This is a genomic window from Bacillus sp. OTU530, assembly GCF_038440375.1.
In genome coordinates this window covers 1-18,104 of sequence record NZ_JASATP010000057.1, presented here as the reverse complement: position 1 = coordinate 18,104, position 18,104 = coordinate 1, and the positions used below count along the sequence as shown (strand labels likewise).

The 18,104-nt window shown below is 38.2% G+C and carries 16 protein-coding genes and 2 pseudogenes; 11 read left to right on the top strand and 7 right to left on the bottom strand.

Features of this window, described 5'->3' with window-relative positions:
- Nucleotides 1-3 precede the first annotated feature (3 nt).
- Nucleotides 4-1,155 (top strand): N-methyl-L-tryptophan oxidase, encoded by a 1,152-nt coding sequence (solA, locus tag AAHB12_RS26580; RefSeq protein WP_342048225.1) that lies wholly within the window; start codon nucleotides 4-6, stop codon nucleotides 1,153-1,155.
- Nucleotides 1,156-1,234: 79 nt separating this feature from the next.
- Nucleotides 1,235-2,377 (top strand): aromatic ring-hydroxylating oxygenase subunit alpha, encoded by a 1,143-nt coding sequence (locus AAHB12_RS26575; RefSeq protein WP_342048249.1) that lies wholly within the window; start codon nucleotides 1,235-1,237, stop codon nucleotides 2,375-2,377.
- Between the two features lie 586 nt (nucleotides 2,378-2,963).
- Here AAHB12_RS26575 and AAHB12_RS26570 read toward each other — a convergent pair.
- Nucleotides 2,964-4,403, bottom strand: a complete 1,440-nt coding sequence (locus tag AAHB12_RS26570; RefSeq protein ID WP_342048224.1) for an RNA-guided endonuclease InsQ/TnpB family protein — start codon at nucleotides 4,401-4,403, stop codon at nucleotides 2,964-2,966.
- 74 nt (nucleotides 4,404-4,477) lie between these two features.
- Nucleotides 4,478-5,368, bottom strand: a complete 891-nt coding sequence (locus AAHB12_RS26565) for a LysR family transcriptional regulator (RefSeq protein WP_342048223.1) — start codon at nucleotides 5,366-5,368, stop codon at nucleotides 4,478-4,480.
- A gap of 133 nt (nucleotides 5,369-5,501) precedes the next feature.
- On the opposite strand from AAHB12_RS26565, the gene AAHB12_RS26560 reads away from it, so the two are divergent.
- The 4 genes from AAHB12_RS26560 (at nucleotide 5,502) to AAHB12_RS26545 (ending at nucleotide 9,352) form a co-directional block, all read left to right on the top strand.
- Entirely contained in the window at nucleotides 5,502-6,680 is a 1,179-nt protein-coding gene (locus AAHB12_RS26560) for a YbfB/YjiJ family MFS transporter (RefSeq protein ID WP_342048221.1), read from the top strand.
- A 111-nt stretch (nucleotides 6,681-6,791) separates the two neighbouring features.
- Nucleotides 6,792-7,868: an NAD(P)H-dependent flavin oxidoreductase gene (locus AAHB12_RS26555; RefSeq protein WP_342048219.1), complete on the top strand. Its 1,077-nt coding sequence runs from the start codon at nucleotides 6,792-6,794 to the stop codon at nucleotides 7,866-7,868.
- A gap of 125 nt (nucleotides 7,869-7,993) precedes the next feature.
- Nucleotides 7,994-8,779, top strand: coding sequence for an arylamine N-acetyltransferase family protein (locus AAHB12_RS26550; RefSeq protein WP_342048217.1), 786 nt, complete (start codon nucleotides 7,994-7,996; stop codon nucleotides 8,777-8,779).
- 78 nt (nucleotides 8,780-8,857) lie between these two features.
- Entirely contained in the window at nucleotides 8,858-9,352 is a 495-nt protein-coding gene (locus AAHB12_RS26545; RefSeq protein ID WP_342048216.1) for a DinB family protein, read from the top strand.
- 393 nt (nucleotides 9,353-9,745) lie between these two features.
- On the opposite strand, the gene AAHB12_RS26540 is transcribed toward AAHB12_RS26545, so the two are convergent.
- From AAHB12_RS26540 to zwf, 4 genes are all read right to left on the bottom strand, one after another.
- Nucleotides 9,746-10,108, bottom strand: coding sequence for a winged helix-turn-helix transcriptional regulator (locus AAHB12_RS26540; RefSeq protein ID WP_342048214.1), 363 nt, complete (start codon nucleotides 10,106-10,108; stop codon nucleotides 9,746-9,748).
- 155 nt (nucleotides 10,109-10,263) lie between these two features.
- Nucleotides 10,264-11,454, bottom strand: a complete 1,191-nt coding sequence (locus AAHB12_RS26535) for a sulfite reductase subunit alpha (protein ID WP_342048212.1) — start codon at nucleotides 11,452-11,454, stop codon at nucleotides 10,264-10,266.
- 74 nt (nucleotides 11,455-11,528) lie between these two features.
- A complete protein-coding gene (gnd, locus tag AAHB12_RS26530; protein WP_342048210.1) occupies nucleotides 11,529-12,440 on the bottom strand; it encodes a phosphogluconate dehydrogenase (NAD(+)-dependent, decarboxylating) in 912 nt (303 codons plus the stop codon).
- 155 nt (nucleotides 12,441-12,595) lie between these two features.
- Nucleotides 12,596-14,056 (bottom strand): glucose-6-phosphate dehydrogenase, encoded by a 1,461-nt coding sequence (zwf, locus tag AAHB12_RS26525; RefSeq protein WP_342048247.1) that lies wholly within the window; start codon nucleotides 14,054-14,056, stop codon nucleotides 12,596-12,598.
- Nucleotides 14,057-14,451: 395 nt separating this feature from the next.
- On the opposite strand from zwf, the gene hxlA reads away from it, so the two are divergent.
- The 4 genes and pseudogenes from hxlA (at nucleotide 14,452) to AAHB12_RS26505 (ending at nucleotide 16,839) form a co-directional block, all read left to right on the top strand.
- Nucleotides 14,452-15,093 carry a 3-hexulose-6-phosphate synthase gene (gene hxlA, locus AAHB12_RS26520; RefSeq protein WP_342047862.1) on the top strand — a complete coding sequence of 214 codons (642 nt, stop codon included), beginning with the start codon at nucleotides 14,452-14,454 and terminating at the stop codon, nucleotides 15,091-15,093.
- A 17-nt stretch (nucleotides 15,094-15,110) separates the two neighbouring features.
- Complete coding sequence (gene hxlB / locus AAHB12_RS26515) at nucleotides 15,111-15,668, top strand: 6-phospho-3-hexuloisomerase (RefSeq protein ID WP_342048209.1); 558 nt, start codon at nucleotides 15,111-15,113, stop codon at nucleotides 15,666-15,668.
- A 251-nt stretch (nucleotides 15,669-15,919) separates the two neighbouring features.
- A pseudogene (locus AAHB12_RS26510) lies at nucleotides 15,920-16,157 on the top strand (hypothetical protein); the annotation flags it as partial.
- A gap of 16 nt (nucleotides 16,158-16,173) precedes the next feature.
- Nucleotides 16,174-16,839 (top strand): GNAT family N-acetyltransferase, encoded by a 666-nt coding sequence (locus tag AAHB12_RS26505; protein WP_342048207.1) that lies wholly within the window; start codon nucleotides 16,174-16,176, stop codon nucleotides 16,837-16,839.
- Nucleotides 16,840-17,072: 233 nt separating this feature from the next.
- Here AAHB12_RS26505 and AAHB12_RS26500 read toward each other — a convergent pair.
- Nucleotides 17,073-17,561, bottom strand: a pseudogene (locus AAHB12_RS26500) (Rpn family recombination-promoting nuclease/putative transposase); the annotation flags it as partial.
- Between the two features lie 59 nt (nucleotides 17,562-17,620).
- Between AAHB12_RS26500 and AAHB12_RS26495 the strand changes: the two are divergent.
- The gene (locus tag AAHB12_RS26495; RefSeq protein ID WP_342048206.1) at nucleotides 17,621-18,073 is read left to right on the top strand and encodes an OsmC family protein; all 453 of its coding nucleotides are present in this window, start codon (nucleotides 17,621-17,623) and stop codon (nucleotides 18,071-18,073) included.
- The last annotated feature ends 31 nt before the right edge of the window (nucleotides 18,074-18,104 follow it).

Sequence of the window (18,104 nt, the reverse complement as noted above, 5' to 3'; positions counted from 1 at the left end):
TATATGTCTGCAAAATATGATGTTATTGTTATCGGTTTAGGAGCTATGGGTAGCACGGCTGCCTACCAATTAGCGAAGAGAGGCCAACGTGTCCTTGGACTCGAACAGTTTGGTCCTGCACATGACCAAGGGTCCAGCCACGGCGGATCACGAATCATTCGTCAATCTTATTTTGAAGATCCTGCTTATGTTCCGTTATTACTTCGTGCGTATGAATTATGGGATGAGATTGAGCGAGAAAGTGGAGAAGAAATTCTGACTGTTACAGGTGGATTAATGATGGGTCCTCCAGACAGCTTAACTGTATCTGGTAGTATTGAGAGTTCAAAACAGTGGAACCTTGCTTATGAGGTATTGGAGGCAGCTGAAATTCGTAGACGGTTCCCGGTGTTTAATCCGTCACCTAATTCGATCGCATTATATGAAGAAAAGGCTGGATTTGTTAGACCAGAACTAAGTGTATACACCCACCTTCTTCATGCAGAGAAATATGGTGCCATCCTCCGATTCTTTGAATCTGTTCAATCATGGGAGGCACATCCTTCTGGGGAAGGTGTACGTGTTGTGACAAATTGTGGGACATATGAGGCAGGAAAAATAATCATTTCAGCAGGAGCTTGGGCACCACAGTTACTGAAAGACTTAGGGATAAGTTTACAAGTAGAGCGTCATATTCAAATGTTCTTTGAGCCAACAGGAGGAATTGAACCGTTCCGTGTTGGTAAACATCCAATTTACATATGGGAAGCGGATGACAATGTGCAATTATATGGTTTTCCTTCTTTCGGAATAGGTGCTGAAGGGGCAAAGGTCGCCTTCTTCCGCAAGGGAAAACAGTGTACACCAGAAACCATTGACCGTAATGTGTATGACTATGAAGTAGAAATGATGAGGGAATACCTTGCACAAGGTCTTCCCCAATTAAACGGTCGCTTTTTACAAGGAAAAACATGTATGTATACAAATACACCTGATGAGCATTTTGTTATTTCTGCACATCCTGATTATCCACAAGTGGCAGTTGCAGCCGGATTTTCTGGACATGGATTTAAGTTTGCTAGTGTTGTGGGAGAAATTTTAGCAGACTTGGCGATAGATGGAAAAACAAATCATCCAATTGATTTATTCAGCCCGCAGCGTTTTGCATATAAGTAAGTTTTTGTTTCTTTATAATCCCTTTCTTATATTCTTTGTTAAATTTCAGGAAATCATAAAGGAGGAATAACAGGTGGCAATGGAACAAAGTGTTGTAACCGGTAAAGGTAAAATCAGGTCTACATTAAAAGGGGAATTATATACATCCCCGGAGATTTTTGAATTAGAAAAAAAACATATTTTTGCAGAATCTTGGCTTTTTGTCGGCTATGAATATGAGGTAGCGACACCCGGCCAGTATATTACAACTAAGGTTCAGGATGAAAATATTTTGATTACAAGGGGTAAAGACTATGTGCTGCGTGCTTTCTTAAATGTATGCCGTCATCGTGGGGCGACACTCTGCAGCGAACCTTCTGGAAAAACAGGAGTTTTCCGCTGTCCTTATCATTCTTGGAGCTATGGGCTTGATGGCTCCTTACGTGGAGTTCCAAAATCGAGTGACTGTCATGAGGAGTTGGTTAATAATGATACTTATGGCTTAGAAGAAGTACACCTCCAAACATGGCACGGAATGATTTGGCTGAACTTTTCTGAAAATCCACAACCAGTTGAACAACAATTAGATTCACAAATTATGGATCGTTTTGGCGAACTTGAGACATTCGCTAGATACCAAATTCAAAATCTAAGAGTCGCTCATAGCAAAACGTATGATGTCAAAGCAAACTGGAAGATCATTGTAGAAAACTTTCAGGAATGTTATCACTGTTCAGCCATTCATCCCGAATTAACAGCGGCCCTTCCTGAATTCCGCTCAGGTATCGGAACGCAAAATCAACCTGGTCTAGGGGCAAGCTTCAATAAAGATGTGGAAGCTTTCTCCATTAGTGGAAAAGGCAATCGTCCGATGCTAAAAGGATTGCTTCCAGATGATGATCGTTTATATTATGGAATAACCATTGTTCCTCATGTATTTATCAACTTAACACCAGATCATGTAATTACGCATCGGATTATTCCGATTAATTCAGAAAGATCGATTGTTATTTGTGATTGGTTATTTGACCCAGAAGAAATGGCCCAACCAGATTTTGAGCCAATGGATGCTGTCGAACTATTCCATCGCGTAAATGAGCAGGATTTCGAAGCTTGCCAATGGTGCCAAGAAAACATGACATCAAAAGCATATAAAAATGGCGGAATCTTAGTTCCAATTGAGCAGCACGTTTCTAAATTCTATGATTATGTATTAGAATCCATCGGCTTGAAAGTCGAATAAGAAAATCCAATTGAACACGTTATATCCTGTGGAATGAAGTATCACTTCAAAAAGAGCTTTTACCTTATTAGAAATTACAATGTTTCACAAACACCTAAATAGTTTTATATAAAGAGGTGCACATATAACCAAATTGGCACAGTCAAGGTCCTAGGAAACAGGCTTCTTGACTGTGCCAATTTATATTCATAAAAGACAACAAACAAGTCAAACGACGTACAGCTGTACTTTGCATACCTAATGTCATACTTCTCCTTCAACTCTTCAATGGTTACAGCCAGATCTTCACCGACCATCATGATACAAAGTTTGGAGACATGTCAACTGATTCACCACCTACTCGCTTACGCTCCTAGAGCTACGCGCTTCACATTTCTTGAAGTCGAGATATCCTGCACGAAAAATCTGATGAAGAACAAGTACTGTGAACTACCCACCACTTATCCGCTGCGCGTCTTGAAGTGGGGGCTTCGAAAGACAAACAACATCTTTCTCTTTTATTACTACTTCACTCACAAACCTAACGGTTCATGTCCATAGCCTTGAATTTGCGGCGTTCCTACCGCTATTTGGAAACTGATACACATTATACAGACAACACACCCATTTCCTTCAAAACATGAGTACCATATTGCTTGAGGTTAAGTGCTGCATTATAATCTCTATCAGTTTTTGTACCACATTCGGTACATCTGTATATCCTTTCGGATAATGTAAGTTTATCTTTCTTATGTCCACAACAATTACAGATTTTACTAGATGCGAAATATGTATCAGCAACAATATAATATTTTCCTTTTCTTTCACATTTATATTTTAGCATCGTACGGAACAGCCCAAATCCGTTGTCATGTAACTTTTTCCCTAAACGTAAGCATTGTGCCAGGTTTCGTAAATCGATATCCTCTACCACAACAGCCTGATAATCATTGGTTATCTGATTCGTCATCTTGTGGAGAGTATCTCTTCTTTTGTTTTTTACTTTTGTCATCACTTTTTGATATTCACACACTTGTTTTTGATAGTTTTTGCTGTATAAAATAGTACCGTTTTCATCTGTCTTGGCATTGTTCTTCTTACGAGCAAGGGATTGATTCATACGCCGTTGACGGTTTTCAATGACCTTATGGTATCTTGTATAACCGGCAATCTGACCATTGCTATCTACATAGAGTTGTTCCTGACTATAATCTAAACCTATTACATCATCAGGAGATAGATCCTCTTGAGGTTGAGGTACCTTGAACGGATAATCGATGGACAAGGAGACCATATATCGAGTTCCCTCACGTTTTACCGTCGCCTTTTTAATGACACCATCCGCTGGAACATCTCGATGTAGAATCATAGAAATTCCTTCTTTGAATTTCGGAATACATAAAAAACATTCTCCGTTTTCTTGTCTTATTTTTATATTTCCGTTTGTTTGGTTTGTAGTATAACTAAACTTCCCTTGCTTCTTACTATGGAATTTTGGAACACCCTTTATATCTCGAAAAGTAGGAATATAACCCATGGTTTTCATTTTTTTACGTACAGACTTTTTATACTGCATAGGCTTTTTTGCATATCCCTCATTGTATTTCTGAATCGCTGCTTGAAACCTCATTTTCGCATCATTGTAGACAAAAGAATCATTGCTTGTATCTAAATAATCATACTGAGCAGTAATTGTTGTATAAGAAGGAACTTTATAACGAATAAAACCACCTTCAAATCCAATCCCTTCCAAATGTTCATACAAACCAGCTATATATACATTGTAAACCTTTCTCTCACACCCAAATGCTCGTTCTAGGCGTATCGCTTGTTCTTCAGTAGGAACAATAGAAAAACGAAAACCAGAAGTGATCCAACCATCTGGTAAAGATTTTTTTGTTCCTTTTATATGAGTTCCATCTTCTCTATTTGCCATTTTCAACACCAACTTCCATTTATTGGTAATACCATTATAACGAATATGTGTTCGATTTTCAATAACCAACGACAAAGAAGAGAAAAAAATAGGCTTACGCCTACTGAACATTCATCCCCCACCTACTCATTTGGGCTACACCCTTCCCATTCCTTGAGGAAGGGGACTTCTTTTCAGAAAATCTGTTAAAAGCAACGCTTAGGGTTTTCTTGAAATTGAGATCTCATTTCTGTTAAGAAAGCCGACAAGGCAGGGGTAATTAAAGCGTCTTTTCGTCTAATAAACATAGTTGTGACTAAAGAATATTTGTCAGGAAGAATATGACTACGAACCCGACCTTGTTGTTCGTGTGCAACAACAATGGAACGAGGCAATAATGAAATGCCCAAGCCCGCGCTAACACAACCTATTATCGTTTCGAGTGTTCCGAATTCCATCAACTTTACAGGTAATAAACCTTCTTCTTGTAGAAGATGACTAAATTTTTCTCTGTAAGAGCATCCTTTACGAAATACAAGCATCGTATGTGTACGGACCTCATGTATGGAGGATATAGGCGGATGCGATGCAGAGGTAACAAGAACCATCTCTTCATCCATTACCTTTTCTTGAACTAATTCAGGATGCTCAATAGGACCTGCAACGAAAGCCCCATGCAGTTCATAATGTAGAACTGCATGCACATGTTGTTCCGTAGGACCAGTGACTAGCGAGAAGTCTACATCTGGATACTGGGTATGATATCTGGCAAGAAGCTCGGGTAACCGAACTGCCGCCGTTGTCTCCATGGATCCAATGTGAAGCGGACCAGAAGGAACAGATGAGTCACTCAAGGCTGCTCTGGCCTCTTGGATAGTATTTAGGATTTTCTCTGTATAAGATACAAGGATTTGACCTGAGGGAGTAAGTAATATCCCTCGATTATGGCGATAAAATAACTGAGTCTGCAAATCAGCTTCTAGTTGTTGTATCTTATGCGTTACATTGGACTGAGCAAAATTTAATTTCTTAGCTGCTTTGGAGATGCTTCCTTCTTGCGCTGTGTGGAGAAAAACATGTAGTAACTGAATATCCATAGGGTCCTCCTCGATAAATTTGGTATCTAATTTTCTGATATCTAACATCTTGATTTTGAATTATACATGATAGGAAGACTTAATGTAAACTAGACTAAGTAGTTAAAGAAAAAATAAATTAGAAGGTGCATGAATGAAGAGACAGTCTGTAATTTTCTTGGTTGGAGGAATAGCAGCAATGATTGTTGCTATGGGAATAGGGCGGTTTGCTTTCACACCTATCCTGCCTCTCATGATGGAGCATCAATTATTCTCTGCGACTGGCGCTGGTTATTTAGCGTCAAGTAATTATATGGGCTATTTGATTGGCGCAATGATCCTAACATTTTTTCAGGTTAAAAACCGAAACTTACTTCTGATGATTGGATTATTCGTAAGCGTTGCTACAACATGGGGGATGGGAGAATTCCAAACCATGCAAATTTGGCTTGTGCTTAGATTTTTGTCAGGTATGGCGAGTGCTATTGTTTTTATAATAGCTTCTAGCATTGCATTGGAACGTGTATCACCGGTACAAGCCGGGATTTTTTATAGCGGTGTGGGCTTAGGGATTTCATTAACAGGACTGGTAGTTCCGCTATTTATCTTGAATGGTGATTGGATCATAGTATGGAAGGGACTTGGCCTTATCAGCATAGTTTTAAGCATTATTAGCTGGTTTTTATTGAGGCATAGACAAAGTGGTATGAGTGACACCAGTACCTCTCAAAGCAAAGCAGTATATGGAGCTCGAAAATCATTAATATATTTGATACTTGCATACGGTTTGGAAGGATTGGGATACATTGTTACGGGAACATATCTTGTAGCTTTCGCAAAGACGGTATCCGATATTTCCAACATTACATCGTTAAGCTGGATTTTGGTTGGTATTGCTGCGGCACCATCTTGCGTTGTTTGGTCTTTATTAGCAACAAAATGGGGTAAAAAATGGACGTTAACATTTTCTATGCTTACACAAGCAATCGGTATTGCGATTCCAGTTCTAATACCTTCATTCACTACGGTAATCATCGGAGCAATCCTATTCGGTGCAACACTTGTGGGGATAACAACTCTAACTTTCTCTTTCGCCAAGGACTTGTATCCTCAGGACAATCGAAAGATTATAGGATTACTCACGAGCTTTTATGGGTTAGGACAAGTAATTGGCCCACTTATTGCGGGACCACTCATTTCGTGGTACGGAAACTACACAGTTGCTATTCTTGGAGCTGCTGTCACCGTGCTCCTTGGTGCACTTATCTTACCGCTAGGTATCAGTAAGTCCCATTCAAATTTTTACCGGAATCAATTGTATGATGAAAAGTAATCATACAATTTGGTCCAATTTAGATACCTATAAAAATTTTTTGACATACTTGCAATGCATGATGAAACCAATTATTTATCCAAATCATACTTTCAAGGAGAGGATTGAACCGTGAACATTCAACTAACAACAGAATTGTGCCGAATTTTTAATATAAAATATCCTATTGTTTTAGCAGGAATGGCTGGTTTGCCGAATATGGCAGGACTGGTGGCAGCAGTGTCCAATGCAGGAGGACTCGGAACGTTAGGAGGAGCATACATGACACCAGAAGATCTGCGAAAAGCAATCCATGAGATTAAACAACTAACTCAAAAACCTTTTGCGGTCAATCTTTTCTCAACTCAAGTTTCTGATAACAACACGAGAATCAAAGAAGTGCAACATGAACTTAATAAGATGCGCGTTGAACTAGGAATCTCTCAAGCTTCAGATGAGAGCGTAAGTTCATCAAATCATTTTGAAGAACAATTTGCGGTCTTATTGGAAGAACATGTTCCTGTCATTAGCACGGCGTTTGGGTTACTTCCTGAAACACTCATACAACAAGCGAAATCAACAGGCATAAAAATTGTAGCAATGGTAACGACTGTATGCGAAGCAATTCAGGCTGAACAGGCTGGCTGCGATGCGATTGTTGCGCAAGGTAGCGAAGCCGGGGGGCATCGTGGGACCTTTGACGTTTCTAGCTCTCCAATGGGAGCTAATATAGGAGTTATGGCTCTCGTACCACAAATTGTGGATCATGTACAGATCCCTGTCATTGCAGCTGGCGGCATTATGGATGGTCGAGGTCTTGTCGCTTCACTTGCCCTTGGAGCTCAAGGTGTACAAATGGGGACACGCTTCTTAACTTCCTTAGAATCAGGAGCACATGAATCCTACAAGGATGCACTGCTGAAAAGTACGGAAGAAAGCACAGTTATCACGAAAGCATTCTCAGGTCGTCCTGCTAGAGGAATCGTCAACAAATTCATTGAACACTGGGATGCGAGCGGTGTTGAGCCACTTCCATTTCCTACACAGAATACGATAACACGGGATATTAGAAATGCTTCTTCTAAACAAAGTAATACGGAATATATGTCCTTATGGGCTGGACAAGGAACAAGAATGCTTACGGATCGTCAGAAAGCGGAGGATATTGTCACTGAAATACTCCAAAAGGCTCATTCACTCTTGTCTTAACAGTAGTGCGTAGAAGTCTCGTCACCTCACCATCAATTTAAGAAAGATGGTATTGATCAAGATAATCTAAGTAGATCCTTTTTGTGATATGAGGCTACTTCAATCCTCTGGGAGGTAAATGATTGATGGAAAAGTTAGATACGCTGTTTCGTCATAGGATAGGCGTCTTAAAAAACGAAGTAATAACTTTTGAAAATTTAGACATTGTTCTTGAAAAGACCGCAAGAGAAATACCATTTGAAAATTTATGCGTAATTGAAAATAGAACCACTGACATTACAAAAGAGAATCTAATTGAAAAAATAATTAAAAGAAATGAGGGTGGGCTGTGTTATGAGCTCAATTCTATTTTTTATTTATTTTTAATTGAAAATGGCTTTAATTCAACCCTGGTTAGGGGTGTTACATATGACCATATTGAACAACGGTGGAGTGCGACTGGAAGAACACATGTAGTCAATATCATAACTTACGATGGACAACAATATTTGGTCGATACCGGATTCGGAGGAAACTTACCGTTAAAGCCAGTCCCATTAAATGGGGACATTGCCATATCCAATAATGGTGAATTTAGAGTAGAAAAGGTGGACAGTGAGTATGGTGATCACTTGTTGTATATGAAGTTGGAACATAAACAAGATGATTGGAAACTAGGGTATGTTTTTGATTCCACAGTTGCAGTTAAGAATCTTTCGGAACTGAATGAGGTACAAAGGATCATATCGGAGCATCCAGAATCTCGTTTTAATAAGAAACCATTAGTCACTAGGCAAAATGAACGAGGAAACATAATTCTAACGGATACCTCGTTCACCGAATGGATTGATGGAAAAGAATATAAAAAAGAAATTGACAACAACATATTCAAAGAGATGCTAATGGATAAGTTTGGCATAAAGTCTTATTGAAAGTTTTGAACTAACGGAGAACGATAATTGTTTCTGGAATAGTTCCATTCTTTTAATGATTGCCCAGGAGGAAATAAGATGAAAAACTACATTTTTAGACAATTAAGATTTGTTCGAGAAAGCACAATTAATTGCGTGGCAGAAATTAATGATGAAGCATCACTGTTTATTCCAAAGGGATTTAATAATAATATAAAATGGAATCTAGGACATATATATGTTGTGCAAGAAAAGTTTGCATTTTATTTTATTAAGGAAAAAATGATAATGCCGAATAACTTTTCGGAATTATTCACTACTGGCACAAAGCCCACCAATTGGGAGGATCAGGCGTTACCAACAATTAGTGAATTGATCCAATTATCGGAAAATCAAATAGATAGAATCGAACAAACATTGGAACTTCGGTTAAAAGAGGTTATCGAGAAACCTTTTACTACGTCAACAGGTCTTACTTTATCAACAGTAAAAGAATTACTCAGTTTTTGTTTATATCATGAAGGTATGCATTTTGCTACTATAAAATCGTACGAACGAATTATTCAGAATAAGAGAAGGGATAAGGGTATTTAGAACAAACAAAATGTCCTACTTCTTAAACAATTATTAAATAACTCTATTTTTAGCACCGTCATAAAAAAGGACGGTGCTATATGTGTTAAGCTTAAAATTAAATTAGGGGGAACCCACAGCCGTCAAATTTTAAAAAATAAACTACCCCAAAACGAAAAAAATGAACTGAATTCCCACAAACAACTGTGGTGAGATAAAATTTTTGTTTTGGGGGTACTTCAAAATATTAGATTAATGGGCATGCACCAGAACCCGAAAAAATATAAAATTAACCGAGTTTCTACTATGAATTTCTAATAGAAAAAACGCCATCCTTTCTGATTCATATACAAAAAGAATAGCGTTTTTTTATTTTAGAGTTGTGCTATTGGAATCTGAGGATCGGTGTTTTTACTAGATAGAATCGGTTCCTTCTTCCTCATCTTTCATAACAGTTTCCATATAGTTTTTACCCCATTCATACATAGACTCCAGAATTGACATCAGACTTTCTCCTACTTCGGTCAGCGAATATTCTACCTTCGGTGGAACAACGGGGTACACTTCACGATGGACAATGAGATCCTCTTCTAGCTCTCGTAGTTGGCTAACAAGCATTCTCTGCGTAATTCCAGGCATCATAGATCTTAGTTCACCAAATCGTTTGGTTCCTTCTTTTCCCAAATGCCACAAAATAAGCATCTTCCATTTACCACCAATAATAGCAAGTGTCAATTCTTTTTCGCAGTTATATGTCTTATTACAAACATGTCCCATTTGTTTATCCTCCCCTATCTAATATAAATAGTAGATTTTTGTATACTATTTAACAACAATGTTCAGTACATAACAAAAAGAATAGCCATCATTGACTATCCTCTCAAATGACTGGCACCGCCTTACTCCCACTTCTATTTACAGAGATTACTTTTTTAGTATACGTCACGCTGATAACGTTTTTGCTTCTGCATTTCGGTTAAATATTCCTCTGCTGCATCACGGTCCATTTCGCCTTCTTTTTCAATAATATCAATGAGCGTCTTATGAACATCCTTGGCCATATATCTTTTATCTCCACACACATAGAAGTATGCACCGTCTTTAAGCCAAGCAAATAATTCCTTACTATTTTCAATCATTTTCTGCTGTACATATATCTTCTCTTCCGTGTCCCGTGAAAATGCAGTATTTAATTTAGTAAGTATTCCATCCTTTTGATACTTATCCAACTCGTCTTTATAAAGAAAATCAGACGCAGCATGTTGATCCCCAAAAAACAACCAAGATTCACCATGCCCTTTGCTAAATCCACGTTCCTGGATAAACGAACGGAATGGTGCAATTCCTGTCCCTGGTCCAACCATAATAATTTTTGTATCTGTATCCTCTGGCAGAAAAAAGTGTTTGTTTTGCTGAATGAAAATTGGGAGATTATCTCCTTCCTTGAGACGTTCTGAACATTGTACAGAGCAAACCCCTTTTCTCTTTCGTCCATGAGCTGTATATCGGACTACACCAATCGTTAGGTGTACTTCATCCGGATTAACTGCCGTACTACTTGCAATTGAATACAAACGTGGAGGCATTTTTCTTAAAAGAGAAACAATCTCTTGCGCAGATCCGTTCCATGGACCAAAATCACGTAACAGATCAAGGAAATCACGCCCTTCTATATACGCTTTTAGTTGATTCTCTTTCTCAGGTGTTACAAGCTGGTGAATCTCCTCGTTTTCTGTTAATTCTGCCGCTTGCTGTATTATCTTTTTTGTTAATAAAGTAATCTCAAAGTATGTTGTCAAGGCTTCAATAAGCGAAAGTCTGTCACCTTTTTTGTTAATCACAATGCTTTCTTGCATATCCCACTTCATTTCAGCAAGAATAGCATCCACTAGATCAGGATCATTACTTGGAAAAATGCCAAGGCAATCTCCAGGTTTATATGATAACCCGGAACCTTCTAATGAAAGCTCTATATGCCGCGTTTCTTTATGAGAGCCAGGCCCATTCAAATTTTTATTAGCAAGAACTTTTGCATGAAAAGGATTGGTCCTTGAATATGTTATTGGATCAACGTTTTCCTCTTTATTTATTTCATGGCTTTTCACATCATTAAACAGCACCATATTCACCCCATAAAAGAATTTAAAGAAGCCCACTTTTTATATAAAACATTGAACTTTTCAAATCATGATCTAGTCTACACGCCTACAGTGTTCTCATCCTTTTCTACAGCGTGCCCCCCAAATTCGTTACGTAGAGCAGCTACGACCTTGCCTGTAAAGGTATCGTTTTTTAAAGAACGGTAACGCATCAATAGGGCCAGAGCAATGACAGGGGTGGATGTTTGCAGATCTAATGCTGTTTCAACCGTCCATTTTCCTTCACCGGAGGAATGCATAATTCCTTTGATTTCCTCCAGTTTTGCATCCTTGGAAAAAGCACGCTCTGTTAACTCCATGAGCCAAGAACGAATAACTGATCCATTATTCCATACTCTCGCCACTTTTTCGTAGTCATACTCAAATTCACTTTGTTCTAATATCTCAAATCCTTCACCAATAGCAGCCATCATCCCATATTCAATCCCATTATGAACCATTTTTAAAAAATGACCGCTTCCTGCTCTTCCTGCATATATATATCCATTTTCTACCGCCGTATCACGAAAAATAGCTTCCACCACGTTCCAAGATTCAATATCCCCCCCAACCATGTAACAAGCTCCATTACGGGCACCTTCTATCCCACCAGAGGTCCCAACATCCATAATGCTAATACCATATTTCTTTAACTGATTGTAACGACGAATCGATTCCTTATAATGGGAATTTCCAGCCTCAATGATAATATCACCGCTATTTAAAAATGGTGTAACCTCATTAATCACTGAATCAACAGCTGTATGTGGGACCATTAGCCAAAGAACTCTTGGCTGCTCAAGTGATTGAACAAGTTCTAGTAAATTAGAAGTACCTTTAGCTCCATGCTTCTCCATTTCCTCTACGGCCTGTTGATTTGGATCAAAAGCCACCACTTCATTCTGATAATCTATTAAATTTTTACCTAGATTGAATCCCATTTTTCCTAGGCCAATTAATCCTATCTTCATATCAAAAACCCCCCCGAAGCGTAACTTTGTAAAAAAATTAATTACTGGAACGGAACTATTTACTTTCTGTTTTTTCATCCTTTTCCCACCAAATACCTGTGGTTAGTTATTTACAAGCCTAAGATTCTTCAGCAAAATTTCTTCCATACGATAGTTTACGATTCCCACCACTTAAAACCGTCCTCCTGTAACAATTGATCAGAAGCATCTGGTCCCATTGAACCTGAATGATAAGCATAAAGTGGAGTAATATTTTCCCCAAATGCCTCTAGGATTGGTTGTACCCATTCCCAAGATAGTTCAACTTCTTTCCAATGAGCAAAGAAAGTCGAATCACCACGTAAAGCATCAAACAACAAGAGTTCATAAGCCTCTGGTACATGTTTTGAACTAGCTGAAAAATCTATATTGACGGGTTCAATCTGATTCGTTAATGGATTTTTCATATTTAATTGCAATGAAATCCCCTCGTTCGGATTGATTTGAATCACTAAAAGGTTAGGAGATGCTACTTTATTTTGAGATGTATATAAATCTTTTAATGGATTTTTGAACTCAATCACAATACGTGTCAATTTTTCCTTCATTCTTTTTCCTGTACGGATATAGAATGGGACTCCACTCCAAAAGGGATCTTCAATCCATAAACGAGCTGCAATAAATGTATCATTCATTGAAGAATCCTTAATCCCGGGCTCCTGTGTATATCCAACAACTGGTGTTCCCTGAACTTTTCCCGATATATATTGCCCGCGAACAATATTTGTAACAACATTTTCTTTTCGCAACGGCCGAAGAAACTCCATAATTCTTCTCTTCTCATTGCCAATCTCTTTGGCATTGATTTTTTCTGGAAGCTGCATAGCAGTCATCATTAACAATTGTAGTAAATGATTTTGAAACATATCCCGGATAGCTCCTACCTGATCATAATAATCTGCTCTCTCTTCCACTCCAACTGTCTCACTGGCCGTAATCTGCACATTGGCAATGTACTGATTATTCCACAATGCTTGAATCATAGGATTAACAAGCCCTAATACTTCCAGGTTCTGAACCATTGGCTTTCCAAGATAATGATCAATACGGTAGATCTCTTCTTCCTCAAATGCTCGACTTAATTTTTCATTTAAGTCCTGAGCTGACTTTAAATCATGTCCGAATGGCTTTTCTATAATCAGGCGCTTCCATCCACTTCCAGATTTCAGTCCACTTTCTTTAATATTTGAAATAATGACATCCACGAACTCCGGTGCAACAGATAAATAAAACATACGATTTTCAGGAATTTCTAACTGTTTTTCTCTTCTTTGAATGGTTTCAAGCAGCTTTTGATATCCGTCATACTCCGTTACATCTAAAGAACAATACTTAAATGTGCGAAGAAACTCCTCCATTCTGAAAGTTTCATTTGGCAGACGTCTAGAAAACGTTTTTAAAGATTGTTCTATGTGGGTTTGAAATGTATAATCAGACCACTCTCTTCTACCTAATCCAATCACTGAAAATGAACTAGGGAGTTTTCCATCCAAAAATAAATTATATAGAGAAGGAAAAATCTTTCTTTTAGCCAAATCCCCTGTTGCCCCAAATAAAACAAAAGTCATGGGGTCCAATTCCAACATCTCTGAGACATGAAAGGACCCTCCCTCTAGATAACCCTTGTGCGGAATAGTTAATTCACTCATTAACTTTCTCCCCTCCTTCTTTTTCCTTTCCATCAACAGGGATTTTTTAACAATCACCTGTACTGACCCCAGTATAATGTTTACAATACACATTTGTAAGTACGCACTTTACTGTCATATAGTGTAAAAAAATATACTGTTGTTCATGAATTAGATAAACAATTGAAATGTCCTTATATGGTCGTCCATAGGTAACAGTGTTTTTACAATATACTTTTAGTAACTATATGATTTTAAAGTGCGTACTTTTTTTTTGGGGATTACAAATCTAGAATGAAGTTGTAGCAAATAAAAACCAAAATTACTTAAGGAGTGAAGAATTCATGGAACTTCAATTAGCGTTAGATCTTGTAAACATTCCAGAAGCGAAGCAAGTAGTCAAAGAGGTTGAGGAGCACATTGATATCGTAGAAATTGGTACACCTGTTGTTATTAATGAAGGCCTTCGAGCTGTGAAGGAAATCAAAGAGGCTTTTCCTTCTTTAAAAGTATTAGCTGATCTGAAAATTATGGATGCAGGTGCATACGAAGTAATGAAAGCATCTGAAGCTGGCGCTGATATTATTACCGTACTAGGAGCAACTGATGATTCTACCATTAAAGGGGCAGTAGAAGAAGCAAAGAAACAAGGTGTACAAATCCTGATTGATATGATTAATGTAAAGGATCTTGAGCAGCGTGCCAAAGAAGTAGATGCGCTTGGTGTTGATTATATTTGTGTACATACAGGCTATGATCTTCAAGCTGAAGGAGAAAGCCCATTTGAGCAGCTTCAAACGATTAAGCGTGTCGTAAAGAATGCAAAAACAGCGGTAGCAGGCGGCATCAAGCTAAATACCCTTCCAGAAGTTGTCCAATCACAGCCTGATCTTGTCATTGTAGGTGGCGGAATTACAGGTCAGCAAGATAAAAAAGCAGTAGCTTCCGAAATGCAAAGGCTCGTTAAGCAAGAAATCCTTGCTTAAAGGGGGGCATGACAATCATGCAAACTACTCAATATTTAACTGAAATCATAAAAGAGCTGCAGCAAACAGGAAAAGTAATACCAGATGAAGAAGCTGAAAAACTAGTAAATGGGATTCTTGAAGCAAAGAAGATTCTTGTAGCTGGCGCAGGTCGATCTGGATTGATGTCTAAGTCGTTTGCGATGCGAATGATGCATATGGGGTTAGATCCTTATGTAGTAGGGGAAACTGTTACCCCCAACTTAGAGAAGGATGACATTTTCATTATTGCATCTGGTTCAGGGGAGACAAAAAGCTTAGTCTCTATGGCCCAGAAAGCAAAAAGCATAGGTGCGACTCTGGCTGTTGTAACCATTTCCCCTGAATCAACTATCGGACAATTGGCAGACATTGTAGTTAAGCTGCCAGGTTCGCCTAAAGATCAGGAAGGAGCTCAATACAAGACCATACAGCCAATGGCATCCTTATTTGAGCAAACCCTCCTATTATTTTATGATGCTGTTATCTTGAGACTGATGGAGAAAAAAGGGTTGGACTCTACTACTATGTTTAGTAGACACGCTAATCTCGAATAACCTTATATTATATAGCTTCTCCTAAAAAGTTTATAAATTATGAAACAGATTAACATTTTATCCTCCAGCTCCAAAGCACGTCATCTTTCCCTATATTCCTAATAAAAGATGACGTGCTTTTTATAAAGGAGTATCGGCCATCATCATCAAGCTAAGTGAATTCAATACCCCAAAATGAAGAAAAATACGCTATCCTTTCTTAGAATTGTAGAAAAGGATGGCGTTTCTTATGGATATCCTATAGTAACCAATTTATGCCGACCAACTTTGGACAAGCAGCAGTGATTACGCCAAACGATATCCCATTCCCTCCCCCGCAATATTCTAATAGAAGGGGAAATCAATCAAAATATAGTTGTAACAGCTAATTTAAACTTAAAACTGTTGTATCAGGTTCGTGAAAGTGGTTCTGTCACCACATGGCGTGATTGCCACACAAATCTTTATCCAGATTGGAAACCCAAGAAAAAACTCACTGCACAAGTGTAAATAAGGAGGAGTCGCCATGTATCGAAAAGAGTTTTTTGTCTTCGACGAGGATCGTCCTGTCCCGGCAGTGATCCGTAATTATAAAGAAAAGGATTTTTCTGGTTTAATTCGCATTCAACAGGAAAGCTTCCCTCCACCATTTCCATCTGAACTATGGTGGAACAAGGAACAATTGCACAACCATGTTACTTTGTTTCCTGAGGGAGCGTTATGTATTGAGATAAATGGAGAGATTGCAGGTTCAATGACTGGGCTGCTTGTTGACTTTGACCCGAAGCATCCGGATCATACATGGGAAGGCATTACGGATAATGGCTATATTAGCAATCATAATCCTCATGGAAATACGCTTTATGTCGTTGATATTAGCGTGCGGCCTTCCTATCGAAAATTAGGATTAGGAAAATGGTTGATGCTAGCCATGTATGATGTTGTGGTTCATAAGAGGCTGGACCGGCTATTAGGCGGTGGAAGAATGCCGGGATACTATAAAAAAGCAAGGGAAATGACGCCAAAGCAATACCTCGAAGCGATCGTAAAAGGAGAACTAAAAGATCCTGTCATCACCTTCTTGCTTCGCTGCGGCCGTACCCCTGTTAAAATAGTAGATAACTATCTGGAGGATACAGAGTCTTCCAATTATGGCGTACTCATGGAATGGAAAAATCCTTTTCATACATGAATATTGAAATAAGGAGAATGGTAATTTCTGAATCTGTTTTAGCAATTTTATGTACGTTCATACTATTAATCTCGTTCATTCAGTACATGCCGCTGACTTTCAACAATTAACTCCATAGATCCTTACACAACAAAAAACACAAAACATATTCAACCCTTTCAGGGAAAAAGAATGAGGATCCAATAATAAAAAGCTTTGCGGGATTTTTTGCAAAGCTTTTGTAATTAGATGTATTACGATAATAATTTTCGTATTTCTTCTGTATTTAGACCTGTGAATTTTACAATGTCTTCTAACGGCATACCATTCTTATGCATACCACGAATTAATTGAATTTTTCCTTGTTCAACGCCTTCTTCACGAGCATGAGCTAACTTAGCTTGTTCATCGAGTAAAAGTGTTTCACATGCTTCATATGCAAAGCGGAAAGAAGATTCATGACTCCTATGTTCCCATTTATTCATTGCTTTTTGCAAAATTGGATCTTGATTCATCGCAATCTCCTCCAATATTCGGGTTAAATATTCATCTTCCTGTGCCGGTAATAATAACATCCAACGAACAAATACATTTTCCCACGGATTCACTTTTTCTTCATGCCACTGTTTCACAAGCTTTGGAATCTCTACAAAATGAATTTCAATATCGTCACTTAATACTTTCTGCATTTTTGTATTCCATAGTTGCCTGATCGTATGAAATGATTCTTCATTAGAAAATAACTTATCTTCCTTATTTAAATACTTTACACTAAAAGATACAAGTGCAAGGAGGAAGAAAAATGGCAGAACATAGTTTTCATTTAAAAGCAACCTGGCCTGGATTACGTAATGATGTGGGAGAAATCGAAACCGGCAATTTAATAACAAAAATCTCTGTCCCATCAGAAATGGATGGTCCCGGTATAGGAACCAATCCAGACGAAATGCTTCTTGGCGCAGCAGCAACCTGTTATATCATTACTCTAGCTGCTATGATGGAACGTAGCCAATTGGATAAGGCTGGTTTAACGATGATGTCAGAAGGAATTGTCGATGTAACCAAAGGTATAATTACGTATAAGAAAATTATCCATCGTCCTGAAATTATATTGAAACAAGATGCCTCCGACCGAGACAAAAGATTGGCACATAGACTTGCTGAGAAAGCAGAAAATTCCTGTATGATTAGCCGAGCAATTCGAGGTAATGTAGAAATTCAATTACAAACAACCGTTACAATTGCTTCTAGATAACCTATAGACAATTAAAAAAGATTAAGGAAGC

Excerpts from the sequence above, each read along its gene's own strand:
- AAHB12_RS26575 (WP_342048249.1), top strand. The coding sequence starts at position 1,235 with ATGGAACAAAGTGTTGTAACCGGTAAAGGTAAAATCAGGTCTACATTA.
- AAHB12_RS26550 (WP_342048217.1), top strand. The coding sequence starts at position 7,994 with ATGGAAAAGTTAGATACGCTGTTTCGTCATAGGATAGGCGTCTTAAAA.
- hxlB (WP_342048209.1), top strand. The coding sequence starts at position 15,111 with ATGCAAACTACTCAATATTTAACTGAAATCATAAAAGAGCTGCAGCAA.
- AAHB12_RS26570 (WP_342048224.1), bottom strand. The coding sequence starts at position 4,403 with ATGTTCAGTAGGCGTAAGCCTATTTTTTTCTCTTCTTTGTCGTTGGTT.
- AAHB12_RS26560 (WP_342048221.1), top strand. The coding sequence starts at position 5,502 with ATGAAGAGACAGTCTGTAATTTTCTTGGTTGGAGGAATAGCAGCAATG.
- AAHB12_RS26535 (WP_342048212.1), bottom strand. The coding sequence starts at position 11,454 with ATGGTGCTGTTTAATGATGTGAAAAGCCATGAAATAAATAAAGAGGAA.
- AAHB12_RS26505 (WP_342048207.1), top strand. The coding sequence starts at position 16,174 with ATGTATCGAAAAGAGTTTTTTGTCTTCGACGAGGATCGTCCTGTCCCG.
- AAHB12_RS26545 (WP_342048216.1), top strand. The coding sequence starts at position 8,858 with ATGAAAAACTACATTTTTAGACAATTAAGATTTGTTCGAGAAAGCACA.
- AAHB12_RS26565 (WP_342048223.1), bottom strand. The coding sequence starts at position 5,368 with ATGGATATTCAGTTACTACATGTTTTTCTCCACACAGCGCAAGAAGGA.
- solA (WP_342048225.1), top strand. The coding sequence starts at position 4 with ATGTCTGCAAAATATGATGTTATTGTTATCGGTTTAGGAGCTATGGGT.
- hxlA (WP_342047862.1), top strand. The coding sequence starts at position 14,452 with ATGGAACTTCAATTAGCGTTAGATCTTGTAAACATTCCAGAAGCGAAG.
- AAHB12_RS26540 (WP_342048214.1), bottom strand. The coding sequence starts at position 10,108 with ATGGGACATGTTTGTAATAAGACATATAACTGCGAAAAAGAATTGACA.
- gnd (WP_342048210.1), bottom strand. The coding sequence starts at position 12,440 with ATGAAGATAGGATTAATTGGCCTAGGAAAAATGGGATTCAATCTAGGT.
- AAHB12_RS26495 (WP_342048206.1), top strand. The coding sequence starts at position 17,621 with ATGGCAGAACATAGTTTTCATTTAAAAGCAACCTGGCCTGGATTACGT.